The 22,187-nt window shown below is 71.7% G+C and carries 14 protein-coding genes; 9 read left to right on the forward strand and 5 right to left on the reverse strand.

Going from position 1 to position 22,187, the window contains the following annotated elements:
* Positions 1–106: 106 nt before the first annotated feature.
* Genes ACWGPF_RS02040 through ACWGPF_RS02055 form a run of 4 tightly spaced genes read left to right on the forward strand, consistent with a single transcriptional unit; the run spans position 107 to position 5,617 of the window.
* Positions 107–1,036, forward strand: coding sequence for a carbohydrate ABC transporter permease (locus ACWGPF_RS02040; RefSeq protein WP_452331229.1), 930 nt, complete (start codon positions 107–109; stop codon positions 1,034–1,036).
* A complete protein-coding gene (locus ACWGPF_RS02045; RefSeq protein WP_452331230.1) occupies positions 1,033–1,938 on the forward strand; it encodes a carbohydrate ABC transporter permease in 906 nt (301 codons plus the stop codon). Before ACWGPF_RS02040 ends, ACWGPF_RS02045 begins: the two co-directional genes overlap by 4 nt.
* A gap of 27 nt (positions 1,939–1,965) precedes the next feature.
* Positions 1,966–3,264 carry an ABC transporter substrate-binding protein gene (locus ACWGPF_RS02050; protein WP_452331231.1) on the forward strand — a complete coding sequence of 433 codons (1,299 nt, stop codon included), beginning with the start codon at positions 1,966–1,968 and terminating at the stop codon, positions 3,262–3,264.
* Between the two features lie 37 nt (positions 3,265–3,301).
* Positions 3,302–5,617, forward strand: a complete 2,316-nt coding sequence (locus ACWGPF_RS02055; RefSeq protein ID WP_452331232.1) for an FAD-dependent oxidoreductase — start codon at positions 3,302–3,304, stop codon at positions 5,615–5,617.
* Positions 5,618–5,860: 243 nt separating this feature from the next.
* Here ACWGPF_RS02055 and murJ read toward each other — a convergent pair whose 3' ends face one another.
* The 3 genes from murJ to ACWGPF_RS02070 all read right to left on the reverse strand — a co-directional run bounded on the left by murJ (position 5,861) and on the right by ACWGPF_RS02070 (position 10,744).
* Positions 5,861–7,492, reverse strand: coding sequence for a murein biosynthesis integral membrane protein MurJ (murJ, locus tag ACWGPF_RS02060; protein WP_452331233.1), 1,632 nt, complete (start codon positions 7,490–7,492; stop codon positions 5,861–5,863).
* A complete protein-coding gene (locus ACWGPF_RS02065) occupies positions 7,485–9,677 on the reverse strand; it encodes a DUF6049 family protein (RefSeq protein WP_452331234.1) in 2,193 nt (730 codons plus the stop codon). Before ACWGPF_RS02065 ends, murJ begins: the two co-directional genes overlap by 8 nt.
* A 92-nt stretch (positions 9,678–9,769) precedes the next feature.
* Complete coding sequence (locus tag ACWGPF_RS02070) at positions 9,770–10,744, reverse strand: LacI family DNA-binding transcriptional regulator (RefSeq protein WP_452331235.1); 975 nt, start codon at positions 10,742–10,744, stop codon at positions 9,770–9,772.
* A gap of 87 nt (positions 10,745–10,831) precedes the next feature.
* Here ACWGPF_RS02070 and galT point away from each other — a divergent pair, with 87 nt between their 5' ends.
* The 5 genes from galT (at position 10,832) to ACWGPF_RS02095 (ending at position 17,737) form a co-directional block, all read left to right on the forward strand.
* Positions 10,832–11,980, forward strand: a complete 1,149-nt coding sequence (gene galT, locus ACWGPF_RS02075; RefSeq protein WP_452331236.1) for a galactose-1-phosphate uridylyltransferase — start codon at positions 10,832–10,834, stop codon at positions 11,978–11,980.
* Positions 11,977–13,176, forward strand: coding sequence for a galactokinase (gene galK, locus ACWGPF_RS02080; RefSeq protein WP_452331237.1), 1,200 nt, complete (start codon positions 11,977–11,979; stop codon positions 13,174–13,176). The genes galT and galK overlap by 4 nt, the downstream gene beginning before the upstream one ends.
* Before the next feature lie 413 nt (positions 13,177–13,589).
* Positions 13,590–15,110, forward strand: a complete 1,521-nt coding sequence (locus ACWGPF_RS02085) for a DUF7059 domain-containing protein (protein WP_452331351.1) — start codon at positions 13,590–13,592, stop codon at positions 15,108–15,110.
* 67 nt (positions 15,111–15,177) lie between these two features.
* Entirely contained in the window at positions 15,178–16,224 is a 1,047-nt protein-coding gene (locus ACWGPF_RS02090; protein ID WP_345437735.1) for an NAD(P)-dependent alcohol dehydrogenase, read from the forward strand.
* A 67-nt stretch (positions 16,225–16,291) separates the two neighbouring features.
* Positions 16,292–17,737, forward strand: a complete 1,446-nt coding sequence (locus ACWGPF_RS02095; protein WP_452331238.1) for a CCA tRNA nucleotidyltransferase — start codon at positions 16,292–16,294, stop codon at positions 17,735–17,737.
* A gap of 19 nt (positions 17,738–17,756) precedes the next feature.
* Here the strand turns inward: ACWGPF_RS02095 and ACWGPF_RS02100 are convergent, their stop codons facing one another.
* Together ACWGPF_RS02100 and ACWGPF_RS02105 are read right to left on the reverse strand one after the other, a co-directional pair.
* Positions 17,757–18,689 carry a GIY-YIG nuclease family protein gene (locus ACWGPF_RS02100; RefSeq protein WP_452331239.1) on the reverse strand — a complete coding sequence of 311 codons (933 nt, stop codon included), beginning with the start codon at positions 18,687–18,689 and terminating at the stop codon, positions 17,757–17,759.
* Positions 18,686–22,120, reverse strand: a complete 3,435-nt coding sequence (locus ACWGPF_RS02105; protein WP_452331240.1) for a DEAD/DEAH box helicase family protein — start codon at positions 22,118–22,120, stop codon at positions 18,686–18,688. The genes ACWGPF_RS02100 and ACWGPF_RS02105 overlap by 4 nt, the downstream gene beginning before the upstream one ends.
* Positions 22,121–22,187: the final 67 nt, after the last annotated feature.

Genomic DNA, 22,187 nt, shown 5'->3' on the forward strand with positions numbered 1-22,187 from the left:
ATAGTGCATGGCCATTGCAACATGATGAATGCTCGTGCACGATGGTCTTCGGTACCCCCGGGTGCCGCGGCGCCGAAGACGACGCCGCACCCGCCGAAGGACGAAGATGACCGCTCAGCTCGCCCCAGAACTCGCGCAGCGCCGCCGACGAGGCATGCCCCTCAGCGAGCGCTCCTTCCTCACGTTCCTGCTGCTCCCCGGCCTCGTGCTCCTGTGCGCGGTCGTGCTGTATCCGCTCATCCGCTCGCTCGCCTCGGCGTTCTTCGACGAGAGCCTGCTCTACCCGGGCCAGACGTTCGTCGGATTCGACAACATCGCGCACGCCGTCGCGAACGACTTCGCGCGCCTCGTGTGGCAGACGCTCGTCTTCACCGTGGGAGCCACCGTCGGGCCGTTCGTCGTGGGCATGGCCCTCGCACTCGTGCTGAACCAGGCCTTCCCCGGTCAGAGGTTCCTGCGCGGGGCCTTCCTCATCCCATGGCTCATCCCCGGCGTCGTCGTCTCGTTCCTGTGGGCGTGGATCTTCGACGGCAACTACGGCGTCGTCAACGGGCTGCTCCTGAATCTCGGGCTCATCGACTCGCCCGTCGCCTGGCTCTTCGACACCGACGCCGCCCGCGGAGCGCTCATCGTCGCGAAGACGTGGAACTCCTTCCCCTGGGTCATGGTCATGCTCCTCGCGGGCCTCCAGACCGTCCCGCAGGAGTTGCACGAGGCCGCCGCGATCGACGGGGCAGGCACCGTACGCCGGTTCTTCGCCGTCACGTGGCCGCACATCAGCGGCGTCGCGGGCCTCGTCCTGCTCCTCGAGTTCATCTGGAACTTCCAGCACTTCGACACGATCTTCGTCATGACCGGCGGTGGGCCCGCCGGCACGACGAGCACGTTCGCCACGGCGGTCTACGACACCGCCTTCAAGGGATACGACCTCGGGCAGGCCGGCGCGATCGGCCTGCTCTGGATGCTGCTGCTCACGGTGCTCGTGGTGGTCTACGTGACCTTCTCCGAGCGCGACGCGCGGAAGGCGGAGCGATGACCACGACCATCCCGGAGCCGCGGATCGACACGACGCGCGCCATCCTCACGGGCGACGACCGTCCGCCCCGTCGCCGTCCGCGCGGGCGCACGCGATGGGGCACGTGGATCACGCTCGCGATCGTCGTCGTCTTCGCGTTCGCCCCCGTCTACTGGCTTCTCGTCACCTCGTTGACCCCCGACAGCCTGGTCTTCCGGTTCCCGCCGGCGCTCTTCCCGACCGAGATCACCTTCGAGCACTACCTCGACGTGTTCGGCCGCCCCGAGCTCTTCGGCTACCTCCGCAACAGCGTCATCGTCTCGCTCGTCACCGCCGTGCTCTCGGTCGTCGTCTCGATGTACATGGGCTACGCGTTCTCGAAGTACCGCTTCCGCGGCCGCACCTCGCTCATGTACTTCGTGCTGTCGAGCCAGATGTTCCCGCAGGCCCTCCTGCTCGTCACGCTCTACCTCGTGTTCGCGCAGTTCGGGCTGCTCAACAGCTACCTCGCGCTCATCGTCTCGTTCACGACCTTCACCCTGCCGCTGTGCGTGTGGATGCTGAAGGGGTTCTTCGACAACCTCCCCGACGACCTCATCGAGGCGGCGCGCATCGACGGCGCGGGACCGTGGCGCATCTTCCACTCGGTCATCATGCCGCTCGCCGCCCCCGGCCTCGTGGCATCGGGCCTGTTCGCCTTCGTGCGCGGCTGGAACGACTTCATCTTCGCGCTCACGCTCGCCGGCCCCGACAAGCAGACCCTGCCGCCCGGGCTCGTCAACACCTACATCAGCGAGGCGAGCACCGCGTGGCCCGAGCTCATGGCGGCGTCGCTGCTCGTGTCGGTGCCCGTCGCCGTCGCCTTCATGCTCCTGCAGCGCTTCCTCGTGGGCGGCATCACCGCCGGCGCGGTCAAGGGCTGACCCGTCCTCATCATTCGAAGGAGAATCATGACCCTCACCCTGTCCCGACGCGACCTGCTGCGCGTCTCTGCGCTCGGCCTCGGCTCGGCGTCGCTGTTCGCGATCGCCGGCTGCGCACCGGGGTCACCGAGCCCCGGCGGCGCGGCGCAGGCGCCCGCCACGGCCGGCACCCCGACCGACTTCTCCTTCGCCTCGTGGAGCCTGTCGGAGGAGGCCGCGAAGCCCTCGCTCGACGCCGCGCTCGCCGCGTTCGGGGGCGACAGGGGCGTCGACGTGTCGCCCGTGACCTATCCCTACAACGACTACCTCAACCAGTTGACGCTGCAGGTGCGCGGCGGCCAGTTCACGGGAGCCGCCCACGTCGACCTCGCCTGGCTCTCGGCGTTCGTCGCGCTCGGGAAGCTCGCCGACCTGGGCGGATACGCACAGGGGCGCGGCTACACGACGGCGGCCCTCGACGCGTCGAGCTTCGACGGGGTGCAGTACGCGCTCCCCTGGAACATCGGCGCGATCGGCCTCATCGCCAACGCCGAGCTGTTCGAGAAGGCCGGGGCGTCCACCGAGCCCCAGACGATCGAGGAGTTCGAGGACGGGCTGCGCGCCCTCAAAGGGATCGGCGTCATCCCCTACGCGGCGTCCACCGACGCCGCGCAGCTCAAGGACATCCTCATGTGGATCGAGACGTTCGGCGGCACCGTCGTCGAGGACGACGTCGTGACGCTCGGGGACGAGGCGTCGGTGAAGGCCGTGGAGTGGTACAAGAAGCTGTACGACGAGGGGCTCATCGCGCCCGACGTCGACCGCTTCGCCGCACGCAACCTCTTCGCACAGGAGACGTGCGCGCTCTACGACGATGCGCCCGTCGGGAAGTCGTCCGTCATCGACGCCGCGAGCGATCCGTCGATCGCGGACAAGATGACGCCCATGCCCCGCCCCACGCTCGCGGCGGGCGACGATCCGGTCGCGGTGTTCTGGGGCGGCGCGATCTGCGTCGTCCAGGGTGAGGGCGAGGGCACGGCGGCGGAGTTCGCGCAGTGGATCACGAGCGATCCCGATCAGGTCGCGTCGTACTTCGAGGAGCGCGGGCTCCCGCCGGCGACCGAGGAAGGGCTCTCGTCCGACGCGCTCGCCGCCGACCCGTTCAACGTCGCCTTCGCGGAGCGCATCACCGCGACCGCGACGTCGAACCCGCTGTGGGGCTACGTGAACTACGGGCAGATGGACACCGCCATCGCCGAGGCCGTGCAGTCCGTGCTCATCGGCCAGACCGGCGCCGCCGACGCGCTCGCCCAGGCGAAGACGACCGTCCAGGGGCTCATCGGCTGACCGGCCGCCGCCCGACCACATCCATCAGAAGGGGATCATGCGCTCGCAGACCGTCGAATCCGACATCACCGTCGTCGGAGGAGGGCTCGCCGGGGTGTGCGCGGCCATCGCCGCCGCGCGCCTGGGGCGCACCGTCGCCCTCGTCGGCAACCGGCCCGTGCTGGGCGGCAACTCCTCGAGCGAGGTGCGCGTGTGGGTGTGCGGCGCCACGGCGCACGGCGTGCAACGGTTCGCCCGCGAATCCGGCATCGTGGGCGAGCTTTACGTCGAGAACCAGTACCGCAACCCCGAGGGCAACCCCATCCTGTGGGACGAGGTCGTGCTCGATGCGGTCCGTGCCGAGCCGAACATCCGCCTCTTCCTCAACACCGACGTGCGCGAGGTCGACACGGAAGAGGAGGCCGACGGCCGCGTCGTCACGGGCGTGCGCGGATGGACGATGGGCTCGGAGACCTGGACCGACTTCCGCAGCGGACTCTTCATCGACTGCACAGGCGACGGCCTCGTGGGCGCGCTCGCGGGCGCCGCGCACCGCATCGGACGCGAGGGGAGGCACGAGTTCGACGAGTCCTGGGCCCCTGAGGAGGCCGACGGGCAGCTCCTCGGCTCGACGATCCTCTTCCACACGAAGGACGTCGGCCATCCCGTGCGATTCGTCGCGCCGCGCTCGACGAAGGACATCCGCGAGACGTCGATCCTCGAGTCGCGCATCCTGCGCTCGGGAGACACGGGCACGCACTACTGGTGGATCGAATGGGGCGGCGAGCTCGACACGGTCCACGACAACGAGCGCATCCGCGACGAGCTGAAGTCGGTCATCTTCGGGATCTGGGACCACATCAAGAACTCCGGGCGGTTCGACGCCGAGAACCTCGATCTGGAATGGGTCGGATCACTCCCCGGCAAGCGCGAGTACCGTCGCTTCCTCGGCGACCACGTGCTGACGCAGAACGACATCCTCGACCAGGTCGACTTCCCCGATGCGGTCGCGTTCGGCGGGTGGTCGATCGATCTGCACCCCGTCGAGGGGATGTACGCCGCGAAGCCGGGCGCGCATCAGCGGTTCTCGAACGGCATCTACGGGATCCCCTTCCGCAGCCTCTACTCGCGGGACGTCGTCAACCTGCTCATGGCCGGGCGCGACATCTCGGCCACCCACGTCGCCTTCGGATCGACCCGCGTCATGGCGACCTGCGGGGCGGTGGGCGAGGGGGCGGGAACCGGCGCGGCGCTCGCCGCCCGGCTCGGCGTGCGCCCGCGCGCGATCGCCCGGGAGCATGCGGACCTGCTGCGACAGGTGCTGCTCCGTCAGGACGCCCCGGTGTTCGGCGTCCGCGACGAGGACCCGGACGACCTCGCGCGCACGGCCGGGGTCACCGCCAGCTCCTGGCGACGCGGCATCGACGACGACAGCGACGGCGACGAGGGCGAGCGGTTCCTGCTCGCGCACGACACGGGGGTGCTCGTCCCCGTCGACCCCCGCCTCGAGGGCGTCGACGTCCTCGTCGACGTCACGCGCGAGACGACGCTGCGAGCCGCGCTGTGGACGACGGGGCGCCGCCAGAACGCCGTCCCGGTGCGGCGCGAGCTCTCCGTCTCCGTCGAGCTCGCCGCGTCGGACGCGCCGCAGTGGGTACGGCTGCCGTTCGACTGGTCGCCCGCCGCACCCGAGAGCGTCGTGGTCGTCCTGGAGGAGAACCCGGATGTCGCGGTGCGGCTCCGCGACGAGCAGGTGCCGGGCGTCCTCACGCTCATGCGCCGCGCCCAGGCCGACGGCGGGGAGAACGTCGCCGTCGACGAGTCGGAGGCGGTCGTGGCGTGGCCGGCCATCCCGCTGAGGGGGCGCACGATGCGCGCCCGCCTCCATCCCGAGACCCTCGCCTACGCGCCCGACCGCGCCGTCGGCGGCTACCAGCGCTACTACGGGGGGCCGCAGATGTGGGTGTCTGAGGCGTCGGGTCGACCGGGGGCGCCGTCGGCCCTGGCCGAGCAGCCACCCGCGCAGACGCTCGACGAGCACCTCCTCCTCGAATGGGACGCCCCCCGCCGTATCGCGCAGGTGAGGATCGTCTTCGACGACGACGTGGACGTCGAGCTCAACACGCTGCATCACCACCGCACCCCGGAGCCCGTGTTCCCCGAGCTCGTCCGCGCCTACGCGGTCGAGGCGCGGGTCGAGGGCGTGTGGCGCGAGGTCGTCGCGGTCGACGGCAACCGCCGCCGGCATCGCGTCCACGACCTCGACGCCCCCGTCGACGCCGACGCGCTGCGTCTGTCGATCCGCGCGACCAACGGCGCGCGCGATGCCAGGGTGGTCGCACTGCGCGCCTACCCGCACCGAGTGGTCATCTGACCCCTGCCCGGGGTGCCCAGTGCGGGATCGCCCGCGGTCCGGCGCGTCGGCGACGGCCGGTTGGCTAGCGTCGAGATGCCCCCTCGATCGGGGTGCTCCGCGGATGCTCCCCAGCTCCGCGGCAGCGGACCCGTGCGGCGTCTTCAGAACGCTCCGGGTGCTCCGTCCTGCGGCGGGCGCGTTCGGGTCGCGCCCGCCGCAGGCTCCCGGCCTCGCGGGCTCCCGGCGCCGGTGCGACTCCCGTCAGCCGCGGAGCCGCCCGCGGACGAGCTGCGTGATCGCCTTCAGCTCCGGTGCGCGCAGCACGGCCAGGGCGATCACGTAGACGACGGCGACCACGGCGCCGATCACGAGGCATCCCAGGACGGCGGGGACCTTCTCCGCGAGCATCCAGCCCGCCGCTCCCCCGTTCAGCAGGTACACGCCGTATCCCGCCGCCGCCGCCGGCAGCGCCGCGAGCGCGAAGCGCGCGAGCGCCGCCATCGACGCGCCCATGCCGATCGGGCCGAGACGGCGGCGCAGCAGCCATGACGCGAGGACCACCTGCGCCAGGCTCGACAGCGACTGCCCGAAGGCGATCGCCGCGGCGAGGTATGGGAGCAGCTCGTCGCTCGAGAACACGAGGGCAGACAGCGTCGCGAGCACCGCGGCGACGACGGCCTGGAACACGGTGAACCAGAACGGCGTGCGCGTGTCGCCGTACGCGTAGAACGTGCGCTGCACGACGAACTGCACGGCGAGGGGCACGAGCCCGACGAGGAATCCGATGAGGACGGGTGCGACCGACAGCGCATCCTCGCGGCTGTTGTTGAAGATGCGTGCGGCGGGCTCGGCGGCCACGATCACGGCGGCCGCGGCGAGCACGCACAGCACGCCGAGCGTGCGGACGGCACGGCCGATGTCGGCGCGGACGTCGCCGTCGCGGCCCGCAGCGGCGTGCCCGCTGAGACGCGTGAAGTACGGCGTCCCGATCGACAGCACGATGACGGAGTACGGGAGCATGAAGACGAGCCACGCGTTGAACCAGCTCGTGGAGGCGGGCCCCGAGCCGGACGCCGTCGACAGCAGGGTCTGCTGGTAGGCCGACAGCACCTGCCCGACGAGCATCATGAGGAAGGTCCACCCGGCGAGCCTGCCGACCGCGCGCAGGCCGATGCCGCGCCAGCGGAAGTCGGGCCGGATGCTGAGGCCCGTGCGCCGCCAGAAGACCACGAGCACGGCCGTCTGGGCGACGATGCCGAGCGTCGCGACGCCGCCCAGCGCGGCGATCTTGGGGAGGTTCCACGCGCCGTCGGCGAGCTGCCAGTCGGCGACGTGCACCTGGTCGCCGCCCGAGACGCCGAGCAGCACGAGGAACCCGGCGATCGACACGACGTTGTTGACGATCGGCGCCCACGCGTACGGCCCGTACACGCCGCGCGCGTTGAGGGTCTCGCCCAGCAGGGCGAACATCCCGTAGAAGAAGATCTGCGGAAGGCACCAGTACGCGAACAGCACGCCGAGCGCGAGCTGATCGGGCGTGAAGCGGCTCGAGTAGATCCACAGCAGCGGCCAGGCGAGCGCCATCGCGACGAGAGTCACGCCGACGAGCAGCACGGCGCCGAGGGTCATGAGCTTCGAGATGTGCGACCCGCCGCCGTCGTCGCGCGCCGACCACTTGACGATCTGCGGCACGAGCACGGCCGTGAGGATGCCCGTCGAGATCACCATGTAGATGTTGTTCGGCAGCTGGTTCGCGTTCGTGAACGCGTCGCCCGCTGCCGTGTACGCCCCGCCGATGACGGAGACGAGCACGACGGAGCGGAGCAGCCCCGTGACGCGCGAGGCGAGCGTTCCGGCCGCGATGAGCGCGCTGGAGCGGCCGAGACTACTCATCCGATGCGACCCTCTCCCCGGTGTCGGCGCCGGCTGCGCCATCCGCGCCGTCGTCGCCCGTGTGGGGGCGGCGCGCGCGCCGGCGCTTCAGCACCGTGCGGATGACCCCGCCGATGACGAGCAGGACGACGATGCCCACGAGCACTCCGACGCCCACGCGCTCCCATTCGGCGCGCACCGTGACGGCCATGCTGCGCGTGTCGCCGATCTGCTCGCCGCCCTGCGTCCGCAGGGTCACGGCGAGGCCGACCTCGCCGCTTCCGACCCTCGCCTCGACGGGGATCTCGACGCGAGGATTGCTGCCGGCCGGCACCTCGACCTCGATGCTCTCGCGGACCTCGAGCACGACGCTGTCGGGCTGCGATTCGATGACGACCGTGATGGGCCACGCGAGGCTGTTGCGCACCCACACGGGCAGCGGCGCCTCGGCGCTGAGCAGCTGCACCTGGTCGGAGACGCGGATCTCGATCCCGTCGACGCGCTGCGCCGTCGTCTCGGCGTGCGCGGCGACCGCCTCGCGCCACGCCTCGGGCTCGGACAGCCATCCCACCGCGAGCAGCTGCAGGGCCTCGGCCCTCGCCTGCCCCGTGAGGAGCTCCGGCTCATCGAGCGCGGTGGCCACGCGGGCCAGGTCGGGCTCGGCAGCGGTGAAGGCGGAGACGGCGGCCGTGCGCTCGGCGTCGGGCGCGATGTCGACGACGTCGACGGGCCGCGTGTCGGCGGAGAGCAGGTCGGTGAGCGACTGCGTGTCGACCGCGGCGCTGCGCGTCACCCGCTCGATCGCGTCGCGGAGCGTCTGGGCCGTGCGACCCGTCTCCCCGGTGTCGTCGAACGTCGCGCGGTCGAGCGCGATGAGCGTCGGCTCGTCGCCGCTCGACGCGAACCAGAGCAGTGCCGACGCCTCGACGAGCGCCTCGGCATGGTCGTCCGACGCGAGCGCGGCGGCGCTCAGCGCGTCGGACACGGCATCGTCGTAGACGAGCACGCCGTTCCCGCGCGCGGCGACGGCGTCGCCGTCGGCCCCCTGCGCGGTCGATGTCGAGGCGATGAGCGCGACCGACTCTGTCGAGAGGGCCGCGACGACGTCGGCGCCGGCCGCACCCTCGGCCGGCCAGACGACATCGGCGGTCTCCTCGCCGATGGAGACGAGCTCGTCGAGGGACGGGTACTCGGGCTGCGCGTCCTGCGGGTCATCGGGCTCGGGCGAGGCGGACGGCTCGGGGGTGGCCGCGAAGTCCTCTCCGCTCTCGAACGCGCGCAGGCTCGTCGGCGCGAGCGGCTCTCCGAGCCCCGCCTGCAGCTGCGCGGCCACGTCGGCGTCGCCGTACTGGAGGGCGAAGCGCTCGTTCGGCAGCGATTCGAGCGTCGCGAGCCACTCGACGGCGGGCGCAGGCGCCGACGACCCGAGGGCGCGAATGGCCGCGGGGATGGCGGGGTCGACTGCGAGCACGGCGCCCGTCCCCGTGACGGCCTCGAGGGTCTGCGCGAGCGCTCCGCCCGGTACCGTGAGGCGGGCGAGCGCGTCGGCGTCGAGGACGCCCGCGTCGCTCGGCGGCGCCGTCACCGGCACGACGATGCCGACGGGGGCCCTGCGGTCGGAGACGACGACGACCGATCGCGCCTCGAGCACGGTGGCGCCCGAGGTGTACGTCGCCACGAGGGGATGGACGCCCGTCGTCACGCCGTCGAGCCCCTCGACGGAGGCGGCCACCGACAGCGTCTGCTCGTGGACGGCACCGCCGCCGACCGCCTCGACGGGCGCGGACTGGAGGGTCGTGAGCGCCGAGTCGGCGCCGCCCTCGAGCCAGGACGTCAGCGCGTCGTCGTCGGCGAGCGCGTCCGCGCCGATCGCGAGCTCGAGGGTGCCGGCCGCGAGCTCGTCGACGGCGGCGTTGTCGACCACGGCGGCGGCGGTGAGCGTGCCGCCGGCCGCGAGCACGCCGTCGTCGGAGGGGATGAGCGAGAGGACGGGAGAGGTGCCCTGCGCCGTGTCGTCGATCTCGGCCGGGACCCCTGCCACGGCACCCGACGCCTCCTTCTCGGACGTGGCGAGCAGGCGTGCGGGTCGCTCCTCCTCTGTCGTCGAGGCGGCAGCGGGCGCGGACGACGCGAGCACGGCGACGAGGGCGACGGAGGGCGCGACGAGGCGGAGAAGGCACGTCGTGTGGGCCGTCCGTCGCGTCATGGGGATCCTGCTCGTCGGGTCGCGCGCACGGGCGGCGCACCCGTCAATCCTACGAACGCGGCTGGGCGAGCCCTGCGAGGGCGCGCGGACGGTCAGGCCCGGGGCGCGCTGGCGCGCACGACGAGCCGGGTCGGCACGAGCGTGCGCTCCGCGACCGGCTCGCCCGCGAGGAGCGCGAGCAGGAGCTCCACGGCCGTCGTGCCGAGCTCGTCGAACTCCTGCGCGACGGTGGTGAGCGCAGGCCAGTAGTCGGCTGCGTCGACGACGTCGTCGAAGCCCACCACCTCGACGTCGTCGCGGCCGAGCGCGTGCGCGGCGTGCAGGACGCCGAGCGCGGTCTGGTCGTTGGCGGCGAAGACGGCCGTCACGGCGCGGTCGGCCAGCAGCTCGCGCGCCAGCCGCGTCGCGGTGTGCGCCGTCCAGTCGCCGCGCACGGGTGCCGGAGCCGCGGCACCGGCCTGCGCGAGCGCCGCGCGCCATCCGCTCTCGCGCTCGGAGGCGGCGTACGACGTCGCGGGGCCCGCGACATGATGCACGACGGGATGGCCGAGGCCCAGCAGATGCATCGTCGCCGCCCGCGCGCCGCCCGCGTGGTCGGAGGAGATGACGGTGAACCGGTCGCTCCCCGCCGCGTCGACGGCGACGACGGGGAAGCCGGGGTCGGCGGCTCCCCGCAGCGAGGGAGTCGCCTCGTTGAGGACGACGGCCCCGTCGACACCGTGGTCGGCGAGCGCGCCGAGCGCGCCATCCGCGCCTTCGTCGGCGTCGGAAAGCGTCACGACGAGCACCGCGTGATCGTGCGCGGACGCCGCGGCCGTCAGCGCCTCGAGCATGCGGGTGTTGCCGACCGAGGCGAGGGTGCGAACGACGACGCCGATCGTGCGGGTGCGTCCTGTGCGGAGGGCGCGCGCCGTGCGGTTCGGGCGGTAGCCGAGCTCCGCCATGGCCGCCTCGACGCGCGCGCGGGTTGCGGGATCGACGCGCGGCGAACCGTTCGCGACCCGCGAGACGGTCTGTCCCGACACACCGGCGAGTCGGGCGACGTCCGCGGCGGACACCTGCGCCATAACGGCTCCCTTCTCGTTCGAACAACTTTGCACTAGCATCCATGTTGACGTCAACACGCGCGACATCGCGCACGAAACGGAGGAACGATGCAGGCATCGGCCACGACCCTGGGCGCCGGCGTCGTCAAGCGCGTCTCGCGTCTCGCCGACGGGCGCGAGCTCATCTACTTCGACGATGCGGGCACGGCGCTCCCCGCCGAGCGGCGCATCGACGAGCGGGAGCTCGGACCGCGCCCCGACACCGCCACGATGCGGCGCGACGTGCTGACGGGCGACTGGATCTCCGTCGCCGCCGCGCGGCAGAACCGCGCGTTCCTGCCGCCGGCCGAACTCGATCCGCTCGCGCCGCAGACCCCTGCGAACCCCTCGGAGGTGCCGAGCGTCTACGACGTCGCGGTGTTCGAGAACAAGTCGCCGTCGTTCGGCCCCGCGCTCGACGTCGCCACGGGCGATGCGCCGGCGGCGGTCGACCCCGCGCGCGGTCTCGACGATCTCGACGCTCCGGGGCTCGGCCGCACGCGCACCTCCGTGGGCCGCTGCGAGGTCGTCTGCTTCAGCCCGGAGCGCGAGGGATCGTTCGGGACGCAGTCGGTGACGCGCGCCCGCACGGTCATCGAGGCATGGGCCGACCGCACGGCCGCCCTCTCCGCCCTCCCCGGCATCCGCCAGGTCTTCCCGTTCGAGAACCGCGGCGAGCAGATCGGCGTGACCCTGCACCATCCGCACGGCCAGATCTACTCGTACCCGTACATCACGCCGCGCACGAAGCTGCTGCTGCAGGCGATCGAGCGCGAGGGCGCCGACCTGTTCGAGCGCATCATCGCGTTCGAGTCCGCCGGCCCGCGCGTCGTGCTCGAGGCCGAGCACTGGATCGCGTACGTGCCGTTCGCGGCGCGCTGGCCCATCGAGGTGCATCTCGCGCCGCGGCGTCACGCCGCCGACTTCACGGAGCTCACCGACGCAGAGCGCGACGAGCTCGCGCCCGTGTACCTGCGCCTGCTGCGGGGCGTCGACCGGCTGTATGACACGCCCACGCCCTATATCGCGGCGTGGCATCAGGCGCCCGTCGACGTGGCCCGCGACACCGCCCGGCTGCATCTGCAGCTCACCTCGCCGCGTCGTGCGGCCGACAAGCTCAAGTACCTCGCCGGATCGGAGGCCGCCATGGGAGCGTGGATCGGAGACGTCCCGCCCGAACAGTCCGCTGCACGTCTGCGAGAGGCGGTGGGCGCGTGACCGCCGCGCAGGAGCAGGCCGTCGCACTCCTCGAGTCGCTCACGGGGTCCGCGCCGGTTGGCGTGTGGTCGGCGCCCGGCCGCGCCAACCTCATCGGCGAGCACACCGACTACAACGAGGGGTTCGTGCTGCCCTTCGCGATCGAGCACCGGACGTATGCCGCTGTCGGAATGCGCGAGGACGGCGTGCTGCGCGTCGTGTCGACGCTCGACCGCCAGCCGTTCTCGCTCCCCCTCGCCGACCTCGCAGCGACCTTCGACGGCCAGTCGGGGCACGCCGTGACGTCGGGGGCCGTGCCGGAGTGGGCCGCGTACCCGCTCGGGATCGCGTGGGCGGCGCTCGCCGCGACGGGCCGCGCAGCGTCGGACGTGACGGGTCTCGACATCGCCATCGCGTCGGATGTGCCCGTCGGGGCCGGGCTGTCGTCGTCGGCTGCGATCGAGGGGGCGACCGCGTCTGCGCTGAACGACCTGTGGCGGCTCGGGCTCGACGGCCTCGAGATCGCGAAGCTCGGCCGCACCGCAGAGAACGAGGCCGTGGGAGCGCCGACGGGGATCATGGACCAGGTCTCGTCGACCCTCGGCCGCGAGGACGCCGCGACCTTCCTCGACTGCCGCACGCTCGCGACCGAGTCGGTCGACCTCGGTTTCGCCCGCGAGGGGCTCGCCCTGCTCGTCATCGACACGCAGGTGAAGCACGCGCACTCCACGGGCGGCTACCGCGAGCGCCGCGAATCGTGCGAGAAGGGCGCCGCCGAGCTCGGCGTGCCGTCGCTGCGCGACCTCTCCACCGACGACCTGGTGCGGGCGCAGGAGCAGCTCGACGGTGTGACGTTCCGTCGCGTGCGGCACATCGTCACGGAGAACCAGCGCGTGCTCGACACCGTCGCGACGCTGCGGGCGTCGGGCCCGCGGGCGATCGGCGACCTGCTCGTCGCGTCTCATGCGTCGATGCGCGACGACTTCGAGATCTCGGTCGCCGAGCTCGACACGGCGGTCGAGGCGGCGCTCGCCGCCGGCGCCGTCGGCGCGCGCATGACGGGCGGGGGATTCGGCGGCGCAGCGATCGCTCTCGTCGACGCCGACCGCGTGGATGTCGTCGCGCAGGCCGCCCACGACGCGTTCGCCGCCGCGGGCTTCCGTGCGCCGAACACCTTCACCGTCACCCCCTCGGAGGGCGCACGCCGCGACGCGTGACGGGCGGGGGTCGGGGTCGCGGCATCGGGGCGCTGTGGCGCTCCGGGTGGCGCTCCGCGCGGCGCTCTGGGTGTCTTCGCCAGTGCGGATGTCGGTCGGATCGACCCTTTTGAGTGACATCGGCACTGGCGAGTGCGTGGGTGGCCGACATCCGCACTGATGAAGCGGCGCGGGGCGCACTCGGGCGGTCTCGGGGTCGCGGCATCGGGTGTTGTGGCGCTCCGCGCGTCTTCGCCAGTGCGGATGTCGGTCGGATCGACCCTCTTGACGGACATCCGCACTGGCGAGTGTGGGGGTGGCTGACATCCGCACTGATGAAGCAACGGGGGCGCGTGCACCGGCGCGGGCGAGCACCGCAGGGCCGACCAGACGCTGCCCCCGCCCCGCCCCGCCCGCGGGAGAATGGACGGGTGATGCCGACGCCTGACGCCGACCTGTGCCGCGCCCTCGCCGCCGACCTCTCCGCGGCGCGATTCCGCTCGGAGGCGCTGCGGGCGATGTGGGGGGTCGACGCCGACGACGCGATCGGCCGCAGTCTCCGCGCGCCGGCGCTGCGCGCCATCCGCGATCGCGACGACACGCTGGCGACGCTCGCCCGCCTGCTGATCTTCGGCGTCGCGCAGCCCCGCGCCGCCGTCGACGCCGCTCTCCCCCGGTCGGGAGCGGCCGGCCTCGAGGCGCTCGGCCTCGTCGAGGCGGATGGCGCCGCCGTCGTGCCCCGTGCCGTCATGCGCCCGCAGTCGTTCCATGACGAGCGCGGCCCGGGGGAATGGCTCCTCGCGAGCGATCTCGACGAGCTCGCCGTCGGCGGCGGAGCCCTCGCCGAGGATCACGTGCTCGGCGCGGGCGGCGCATCGCTCACGCTCGCGGGGCTGCAGCTCCCGACCCCCGTCCGGTCGGTGCTCGATCTCGGCACCGGATGCGGCGTGCAGGCGCTGCGCGCCCGGCGCTACGCCGAGCGCGTCGTCGCGACGGACATCTCGGCGCGCGCCCTGCGCTTCGCCGAGCTGAACGCGGCGCTCGACGCGGCCGACTCGATCGAGACCCGCGAGGGATCGCTCTTCGCGCCGGTCGCGGGCGAGCGGTTCGACCGCATCGTGTCGAACCCGCCGTTCGTCATCACGCCGCGTGCCACGGGCGTGCCGGAGTACGAGTACCGCGACGGCGGCCTCGTCGGCGACGCGCTCGTGCAGGAGGTCGTCGCAGGAGTCGGCGCGCACCTCGAGCCCGGCGGCGTGGCGCAGTTCCTCGGCAACTGGGAGACGAAGGACGGCGCGGCCGGCCTCGACAGGGTGCGCGCCTGGGTCGAGGCATCGGACGTGCCGCTGGACGCGTGGGTCGTCGAGCGCGAGGAGCTCGATCCGATCGCCTACGCCGAGATGTGGATCCGCGACGGCGGCACGGCGCCCGGCACGCCCGCGCATGATCGGCTGCTCGACGCGTGGCTCGACGACTTCGCCGAGCGCGGCGTCACGGCCGTCGGCTTCGGCTACGTGCTGCTGCGGCGTGCCGAGGGGAGGCCGACCCTCGCGCGGTACGAGCGGGTGGGCCAGCCCATCCCCTCGGAGGGCGGTCTCGGCGCCCACCTCGCGCAGGTCATCGCCGCACACGACCGCGTCGCCGGCCTCGACGACGATGCGCTGCTCGCGCTGCACCTGCGCGTCGCCGCCGACGTCACCGACTCGCGTCATCACCTGCCAGGGGCGGAGGAGCCCAGCGTCATCGAGTTGCGCCAGGGCGGCGGCTTCGGCCGCTCGGTGCAGGCCGATCCGGCGCTGGCGGCGCTCGTCGGCGCGTGCGACGGCGAGCTGTCGCTCGGACAGATCGTCGCGGCTCTCGCGCAGCTCCTCGAGGTCGACGAGGCCGCGCTGCGGGGCGGGCTGCTCCCCGCCGTCCGCGAGCTCGTGCTCGACGGCTTCGTCGCCCCCGCGTAACGCGCCGGATCTCGACGCCGCGAAAGAATCCCCCACCGGCGCTCTTCGACAGGCGTAGCCTGGGGGTATGCGCGCTGTCGTCTTCGAGAAGTTCCACACGTTCCCCACCCTCACCGAGGTCGACACCCCGACGCCCGGCCCCGGAGAGGTGCTCCTGAAGGTCGCCGGTTCGGGCGCCTGCCACTCCGACGTGGCGATCTACAAGGAGTTCTCCGCCGGCGCCCCCGGCGCGCAGAACCCGCCCTTCGTCCTCGGACACGAGGTGTCGGGCTGGATCGAGGCGACGGGCCCCGGTGTCGAGGGCTTCGAGAAGGGCGACGCCTATCTCGTCTACGGCCCCATCGGCTGCGGTCACTGCAAGGCCTGCTCGCGCGGCCAGGACACGTACTGCGAGAACGCGGCGACGATGCCCTACCTCGCGACGGGCATCGGCCGCAACGGCGGGATGGCCGAGTACGTCGTCGTGCCGGCCCGCAACCTCGTGCCCCTGGGAGACGCCGACCCCGTCGACGCCGCGCCGCTCAGCGACGCGGGCCTCACGCCGTACCACGCCATCAAGGCGTCGCTCCCGAACCTCGCGGGCGGCGGCCGCTTCGCCCTCGTCATCGGCCTCGGCGGCCTCGGGCAGATCGCCGTGCAGATCCTCACGGCGCTCACGGGGGCGACCGTCATCGCGACCGACATGAAGGAGGACGCGATGGCACGCGCCGAGGCCAACGGCGCCGTCGTCGTCCCCGGCGGCGAGGGCCAGGTCGAGCGCATCCGCGAGATCACGGGCGGCCGTGGCGTCGACGCCGCGTTCGACTTCGTCGGAGCGACCCCCACGATCAAGACGGCACAGGCGTCGATGGCGCAGATGGGCCGGCTCACCGTCGTGGGGATCGCCGGCGGCGTGACGGAGTGGTCGTTCTTCACGACCCCCTACGAATCGACCATCACGAACACCTACTGGGGCACGATCGAGGACCTGCACGAGGTCGTGGCGATGTACCGCAAGGGGCAGATCCGTCCCGATGTCGAGCGGTACGGCATGGACGACGCGCTCGAGGCCTACCGCCGCCTCGAATCGGGGCAGCTGTCGGGCCGCGCCGTCGTCGTCCCGCACGCCGTCTGACGCACGCCGCCTGACGCACGCCGTCCGACGCACGGTGCGCGCGGGGCCGCCGACTACCCTGGAGAGCATGCTCAACATGGCCGACGGTCTCGCGCGCCTGGGCGACCTCGCGGCGTCGCCCGTCGTGCGCACGCTGGCCGAGGCGTTCGCCGCCGCGGGGCACGACCTCGCCGTCGTGGGCGGTCCCGTGCGCGACGCCCTCCTCGGGCGCGCGACGCACGACCTCGACTTCACGACGGATGCCCGACCCGACGACATCCTCCGGATCGTCACGCCGATCTCGACGGCCCAGTGGGACATAGGCCGGGCGTTCGGCACGATCGGCGCGCGCGTGCAGGGCGAGCAGGTCGAAATCACGACCTACCGCGCCGACAGCTACGACGGCACCACCCGCAAGCCCGTCGTCGCGTTCGGCGACAGCCTCGAGACCGACCTCACGCGCCGCGACTTCACGGTCAACGCGATGGCGCTGCGGGTTCCGGATGTGAAGCTCGTCGACCCGACGGGCGGCATCGAGGACCTCGTCGCGGGGGTGCTGCGCACGCCCATCGACCCCGCGGTCAGCTTCGGCGACGACCCGCTCCGGATGCTCCGCGCCGCCCGGTTCTCGTCGCAGCTCGGCTTCTCCATCGAGCAGGGCACTCGCGACGCCGTCGCTCAGCTGCGCGAGAGCCTTGACATCGTCAGCCCCGAGCGCGTGCAGGGAGAGCTGACGCGCCTGCTGCAGACGGATGACCCCGTCGCGGGTCTCCGCGTCCTCGTCGACACGGGACTCATCGAGCGCTTCCTGCCCGAGATCCCGGCGCTCCGACTCGAGGTCGACGAGCACCACCATCACAAGGACGTCTACGAGCACTCCCTCACGGTGCTCGCGCAGGCGATCGACCACGAGCGGCGCCGCCATCCGGATGCCGAGCCCGACGTCGCCCTGCGCCTCGCGGCGCTGCTGCACGACATCGGCAAGCCCCGCACGCGCAAGCTCGAGCCGGGCGGCGCGGTCTCGTTCCACCACCACGATCTCGTGGGGGCGCGGATGGCCCGCAAGCGGCTGCAGGCGCTCCGGTACGACGGCGACACGATCGGCTCCGTGTCGACCCTCATCGAGCTGCATCTTCGCTTCTTCGGCTACGCGGAGGGCGCGTGGACCGACTCCGCCGTGCGCCGCTACGTGCGCGACGCGGGCGACGAGCTCGAGCGCCTGCACATCCTCACGCGCGCCGACGTGACGACGCGCAACCGCCGCAAGGCCGCCCGCCTCGCGAGCGCGTACGACGACATCGAGAACCGCATCGCGGAGCTGCGCGAGCAGGAGGAGCTCGACGCCATCCGCCCCGACCTCGACGGCAACGCCATCCAGCGGATCCTCGGCATCGCCCCTGGCCCCGAGGTGGGCAGGGCGTACCGCTTCCTCCTCGATCTGCGCCTCGACGAGGGTGCGCTCGGCGAGGAGGAGGCCGAGAGGCGACTGCGCGCCTGGTGGGAGGCGCAGGACCAGCCCCCGCGGCGCGCCTGAGGCGCGCTCAACGCTTCTGTTATACGTCGGTCTCGACGCCGCGACCCTCCCACTGCCCGTACGTCGTGCCGTCGTCGGCCAGCCAGGACGTCCGGCCATTGCATGATCGCCCCAGCACGATGGCACCTGCTGTCGACGGCGACGCGAATGGCGCATCCTTCGCGAATCGGGCGATGGGCCCGTCGAGGATGATGGTGCCCCGATCGATCAGGCCGTCATGGATCGACCGGTAGTTCGCATACGCCCGAGCTGTGCTCGGCGAGTACTTCTCGCTGGCGGCGACGCGTGCGGTCGCCGTCGAACCGGCGAGCACGACGAACTCTCCGTCGATGAGTTGTGCACGCGCTTCGATGCCACGCTTGCGCACGCCCAGCGAGAAGATCGGTGACGTCGCGGTGGAGGGCGGGGACGAAGCTGCGACGGAATCCGACCGCTGCGGACCGCGGAAGATGTCGATGCCCAGCGTCGGCAGCACGACATAGAGCTGTTCGAGGAAGTAGTCCATGCTCGATGTCTCGGCCTCCGAAAGTCGCGCGAACGACGGTTCCGAACCGTTGTCCAGTGTCGCGCGGCCGGTCTCCCTGGCGCGCGCGATGAGTCTTCCCTCGAGGTAGCGGACCTGCGACTTCGTGAGTTGCAGCGACTGAGCCTGCGAAGTGATGACGGCGACGCGGTCCCACCAGTCCTTCTTGAGCTGATGTTGGCGCAGCCGTGCGGCTATCTCGTCGGTCTCGCCGATGTACGCGATGACGCGTGGCGGCGTCGAACCCATGTCATCACCGAGGAGCACGTAGACGCCGGTGCGATGGGATTCGTCCCTTCTGATCAACCGCGCCAGGTCAGGGCGAGGGGCGACGATGACGTGGCCGGTCCAGTTCGCGATCTCGGCCGTGCGGAGCCCGCCCGGCATGCCGTCGACGAGATACAGCAGCACCTGCTTGCCCGGATTCACGCGGGCACCTCGGCGTTCGCGGTGAAGGTCCGGACTCGGGCGATGAGCGGGAGCGGATCCGGGAACACGCCGCTCACGCCCTCCGGGTCGTCGTCGGTGAAGGGCGGGTCGAACAGGAGGTTCGGGTCGAGCTCCCCCTGCGTCGTGAGGAAGTCGATGACCATCCGCACGAAGTCCTGCTGCGCGCGGGTCGCACCCTCTCGCTGCAGGAAGTCGCGGAAGGCCTCCTCCACCGCCGACTTCTCGACGCCCACGAGCGACCGGATGAAGTGGCCGAGCCCCTTCGCGCGGGCGCCCGCCGTGCGCACGTCTTCGGCCGACCCTACGCCGGCGTCGACGAGTATCTGCCCGAGCTCATCGAGGTCTTGCGAAGTGATCGGCACGTTGCGGCGGAGCCGCTGAAGTGCGAGGTGCTCGAGGTTCGATCGGAAGTAGTCGCGTGCCTTCGCGCGGAAGCGCTCATAGTTCACGCCGCGCGCCGTCGCGGTCAGCTCGATCGCGCGCGCATCGCCGATCTCGTCTTGGAAGTCGGTGTAGAGGATGTCGCGGCTGCCCCGCTTGATGAGGTGAACGAGCCCGCGAACCCGGATGCGCGCGACCTCGAGCATTGGTGCCGTGACGTCGGCCCACCATTCGTCTCCCGCGAGGCGGTCGAGCCACTCGACCTGCGCGGCGATCGCCGGCACCGACGTGCTCTCGAGCAGGTTCGCGGCGATCCCCTGCACCGCCTGGCGGATGATGTCGGTCGGTACCTCGGGCCGCAGTGCTCCGACCTGCAGAGTGATCATCATGAGGTCGAAGCGCTTGGCGTCTTCGTCCGTCCCGTCGGCGGTGTCCATCGTTGGCAGGTCGGCGAGCGCATCGGTCGCGTCCGCGATCTCCTGGCCGCCGAGCGCACGAAGCCGTTCCGCCTCCCACGCATCAGCAGACCCGAACCGCTCGACCCATCGGCGCTGCGGGCGCACGAGCACGTTGTCCAGCCGCATCCCGGTGACGATCGCGAGCAGGCGGGCGGCAACGTCGCCGCGGAGGCGGGCGAGGTCGTCGCTGATCGAGGGGAGCGCATCGATCGACCGGGTGAGCTCGAATCTCGTCTCGAAGGTTCGAGCACGCAGTGAGCGTGTCGGGTGGCCGGTCTCCCGCTGCAGGTGGCTGTTGAACCACTCGGCGTTGCCGAGCAGATCGATGACGACGAAGTCGCGCTTGTGCTCGCCCGGACCGTAGAGGTCCGGGCGGAGGCGCGTGCCGCGGCCGATCATCTGCCAGAACTTCGACGAGGTGAACACACGCTTGAAGAACACGAGGTTCACGACCTCGGGGACGTCGACTCCCGTGTCGAGCATGTCGACGGACACGGCGATGTCGGGCCGCTTCGACGGATCCGCGAAGTCCTCGAGCGTCGTCTGGGCGCGGTCGTCGCTCGACACGACCACGCGCGCCGTGTCGGCGAGTGCCGGATTCTGCGCGTTGAACCGCTCGACGATGTATCGGGCGTGGCGCTGGTTCTTCGCGAAGACGATCGTCTTGCCGATCCGATCGCCGCCCTCGACGCGCCGCCCGCGCTCCATGAGATAGCCCAGGGCGCGATCCACTGTGTCTGTGTTGAACAGCCAGCGGTTGAGCGCCTCGGCGTCGACGGCGTCGGGTGGGTCGACGTCTTCACCCCAGTCGAGGGCATCCCACTCGTCCTTCTCGTCCTCGGTGAGATCGTCGTACCTCACGCCGGTTCGGACGAATCGGAGGGGCACGTCGACGATCGCCGGCGGCACGAGGTGGCCCTCCGCGATCGCCTGGTCGAGCGGATACGCAGACGTCGGAACGCCGTCCTCGAGGCCGAACAGGTCGTAGGTGTTGTGGTCGACCTCGTCCTTCGGGGTCGCGGTGAGCCCGACGAGCAGCGCGTCGAAGTGGCGGAAGATCTCGCCGTACTTCTGGTACACGGATCGGTGCGCCTCGTCGATGATGACGAGGTCGAAGTAGCCGGGGCCGAACCGGTGCGATCCGTCGGCGATGCCGCGGTTGATGAGGTTGAGCATCGTCGGGTACGTCGACACGAACACGCGCGCATCCGCCTGCTTGTCCTGCAGCAGGTTCACGATCGGGGCGGACGGCAGGTGCGTCTGGAATGCGCTCGCGGCCTGGCGGACGAGCGCCTCGCGATCAGCGAGGAACAGAACGCGCTTGACCCATCCCGCCTTCATGAGCGTGTCGACGAGGGCGATCGCCGTGCGGGTCTTGCCGGTTCCCGTCGCCATCACCAGCAGCGCCCCTCGGCCGCGACGAGCGTCGAACTCTTCGGCGACGGCGCGGATGGCCTGCTGCTGGTAGTCGCGCCCGACGATCGCCGTGGCCGATGCTGGCAGCGGTGCGCCATGCAGTGGGCGGCGGCCCGCGCGGCGCTGGTGCAGCCACCCCAGCTCGGGCTCCGTGTAGAACCCGGCGACACGGCGCTCGGCGTAGCGGGACCCGTCGGCATAGCCGGCGTCGTCGTGGATCCAGTGCTCGTAGCCGTTGGTTGTGAAGATCACGGGGCGGCGTCCGTGGCTGCGCTCGAGCGCGTCGGCGTACAGCCGTGCCTGCACGAGGCCGTCGCGTGGGTCGCGTCTGGTGCGCTTCGCCTCGATGACCGCGAGCGGAGCGCCGTCGGATGCCCACAGCACGTAGTCGGCGTAGCCCATCCCGCCGTCGGCGCCTGCCCCGGCGATCGGGTGCTCGCGCACGTTCGGTGCGTCCGGGTCCCAGCCCGCCTCGACGAGCAGCTGGTCGATGTACGCGTCGCGGGTGGCGGCCTCGTCGAAGTCGTGCGTCTCGGGCCGGGCCTTGAGCCGCGTCTCGTTCTCGGTGCGGGCGGTGGCGAGATTCGCGCGCATCTGCGCGAGCTCACGCTCGAGGTCTTCGCGCTCCGCGAGGGCCTTCTCGCGCTCCGCCTGGATCTCTGCGTCCTTTGCGGCGAGCTCGTCGGCGAGCTCCCGCAGCTCGGCCTGGGTCTTCGCGCGGGCCCGCTCGGGGCGCGGCACGATGTCGGGGTCGAAGGTCGCCTCGAGTTCGTATCCGTTCGGCAGGTAGGTGCGTGCTGCCCAGAAGTAGACGTGGAACAGTTCGCGGAGGATGAGGAACGACGTCTTCCGGTCGATCGGCGCGGGCTTGTGCGCCGCGTCGTTGCCCTTCCTGCGGATCAGGTCGAGCTTGGTGCGGATGGTGTCACCCGCGATCGCCCGCAGGCTGGGTTCGTTGATCATCGCGGCGAGGTCGTTGCGGTACGCCTGGCGCAGGCTCGGATCCGTCTCGTACAGCCATGTCAGCAACGACTCGATCGCCCGACGCGCGTGGATCACCGAGGTGCCGGGGTCGGCGGCTGCGTAGCCCTCGGCCCGCGCGACGACAGCGTGAAGCTCCGGCCACTCGTCCCTGATGAAGTCGAAGTTCCCCACGCATCCCCCTCGTCTGCCCTCTTCCCGAGATTCTGGCAGACACCGACGACATGCCGGACGTGGGATC

It is taken from the genome of Microbacterium sp. NPDC055683 (genome assembly GCF_053617895.1).

Excerpts from the sequence above, each read along its gene's own strand:
- ACWGPF_RS02040 (WP_452331229.1), top strand. The coding sequence starts at position 107 with ATGACCGCTCAGCTCGCCCCAGAACTCGCGCAGCGCCGCCGACGAGGC.
- ACWGPF_RS02045 (WP_452331230.1), top strand. The coding sequence starts at position 1,033 with ATGACCACGACCATCCCGGAGCCGCGGATCGACACGACGCGCGCCATC.
- ACWGPF_RS02050 (WP_452331231.1), top strand. The coding sequence starts at position 1,966 with ATGACCCTCACCCTGTCCCGACGCGACCTGCTGCGCGTCTCTGCGCTC.
- ACWGPF_RS02055 (WP_452331232.1), top strand. The coding sequence starts at position 3,302 with ATGCGCTCGCAGACCGTCGAATCCGACATCACCGTCGTCGGAGGAGGG.
- murJ (WP_452331233.1), bottom strand. The coding sequence starts at position 7,492 with ATGAGTAGTCTCGGCCGCTCCAGCGCGCTCATCGCGGCCGGAACGCTC.
- ACWGPF_RS02065 (WP_452331234.1), bottom strand. The coding sequence starts at position 9,677 with ATGACGCGACGGACGGCCCACACGACGTGCCTTCTCCGCCTCGTCGCG.
- ACWGPF_RS02070 (WP_452331235.1), bottom strand. The coding sequence starts at position 10,744 with ATGGCGCAGGTGTCCGCCGCGGACGTCGCCCGACTCGCCGGTGTGTCG.
- galT (WP_452331236.1), top strand. The coding sequence starts at position 10,832 with ATGCAGGCATCGGCCACGACCCTGGGCGCCGGCGTCGTCAAGCGCGTC.
- ACWGPF_RS02085 (WP_452331351.1), top strand. The coding sequence starts at position 13,590 with ATGCCGACGCCTGACGCCGACCTGTGCCGCGCCCTCGCCGCCGACCTC.
- ACWGPF_RS02090 (WP_345437735.1), top strand. The coding sequence starts at position 15,178 with ATGCGCGCTGTCGTCTTCGAGAAGTTCCACACGTTCCCCACCCTCACC.
- ACWGPF_RS02095 (WP_452331238.1), top strand. The coding sequence starts at position 16,292 with ATGCTCAACATGGCCGACGGTCTCGCGCGCCTGGGCGACCTCGCGGCG.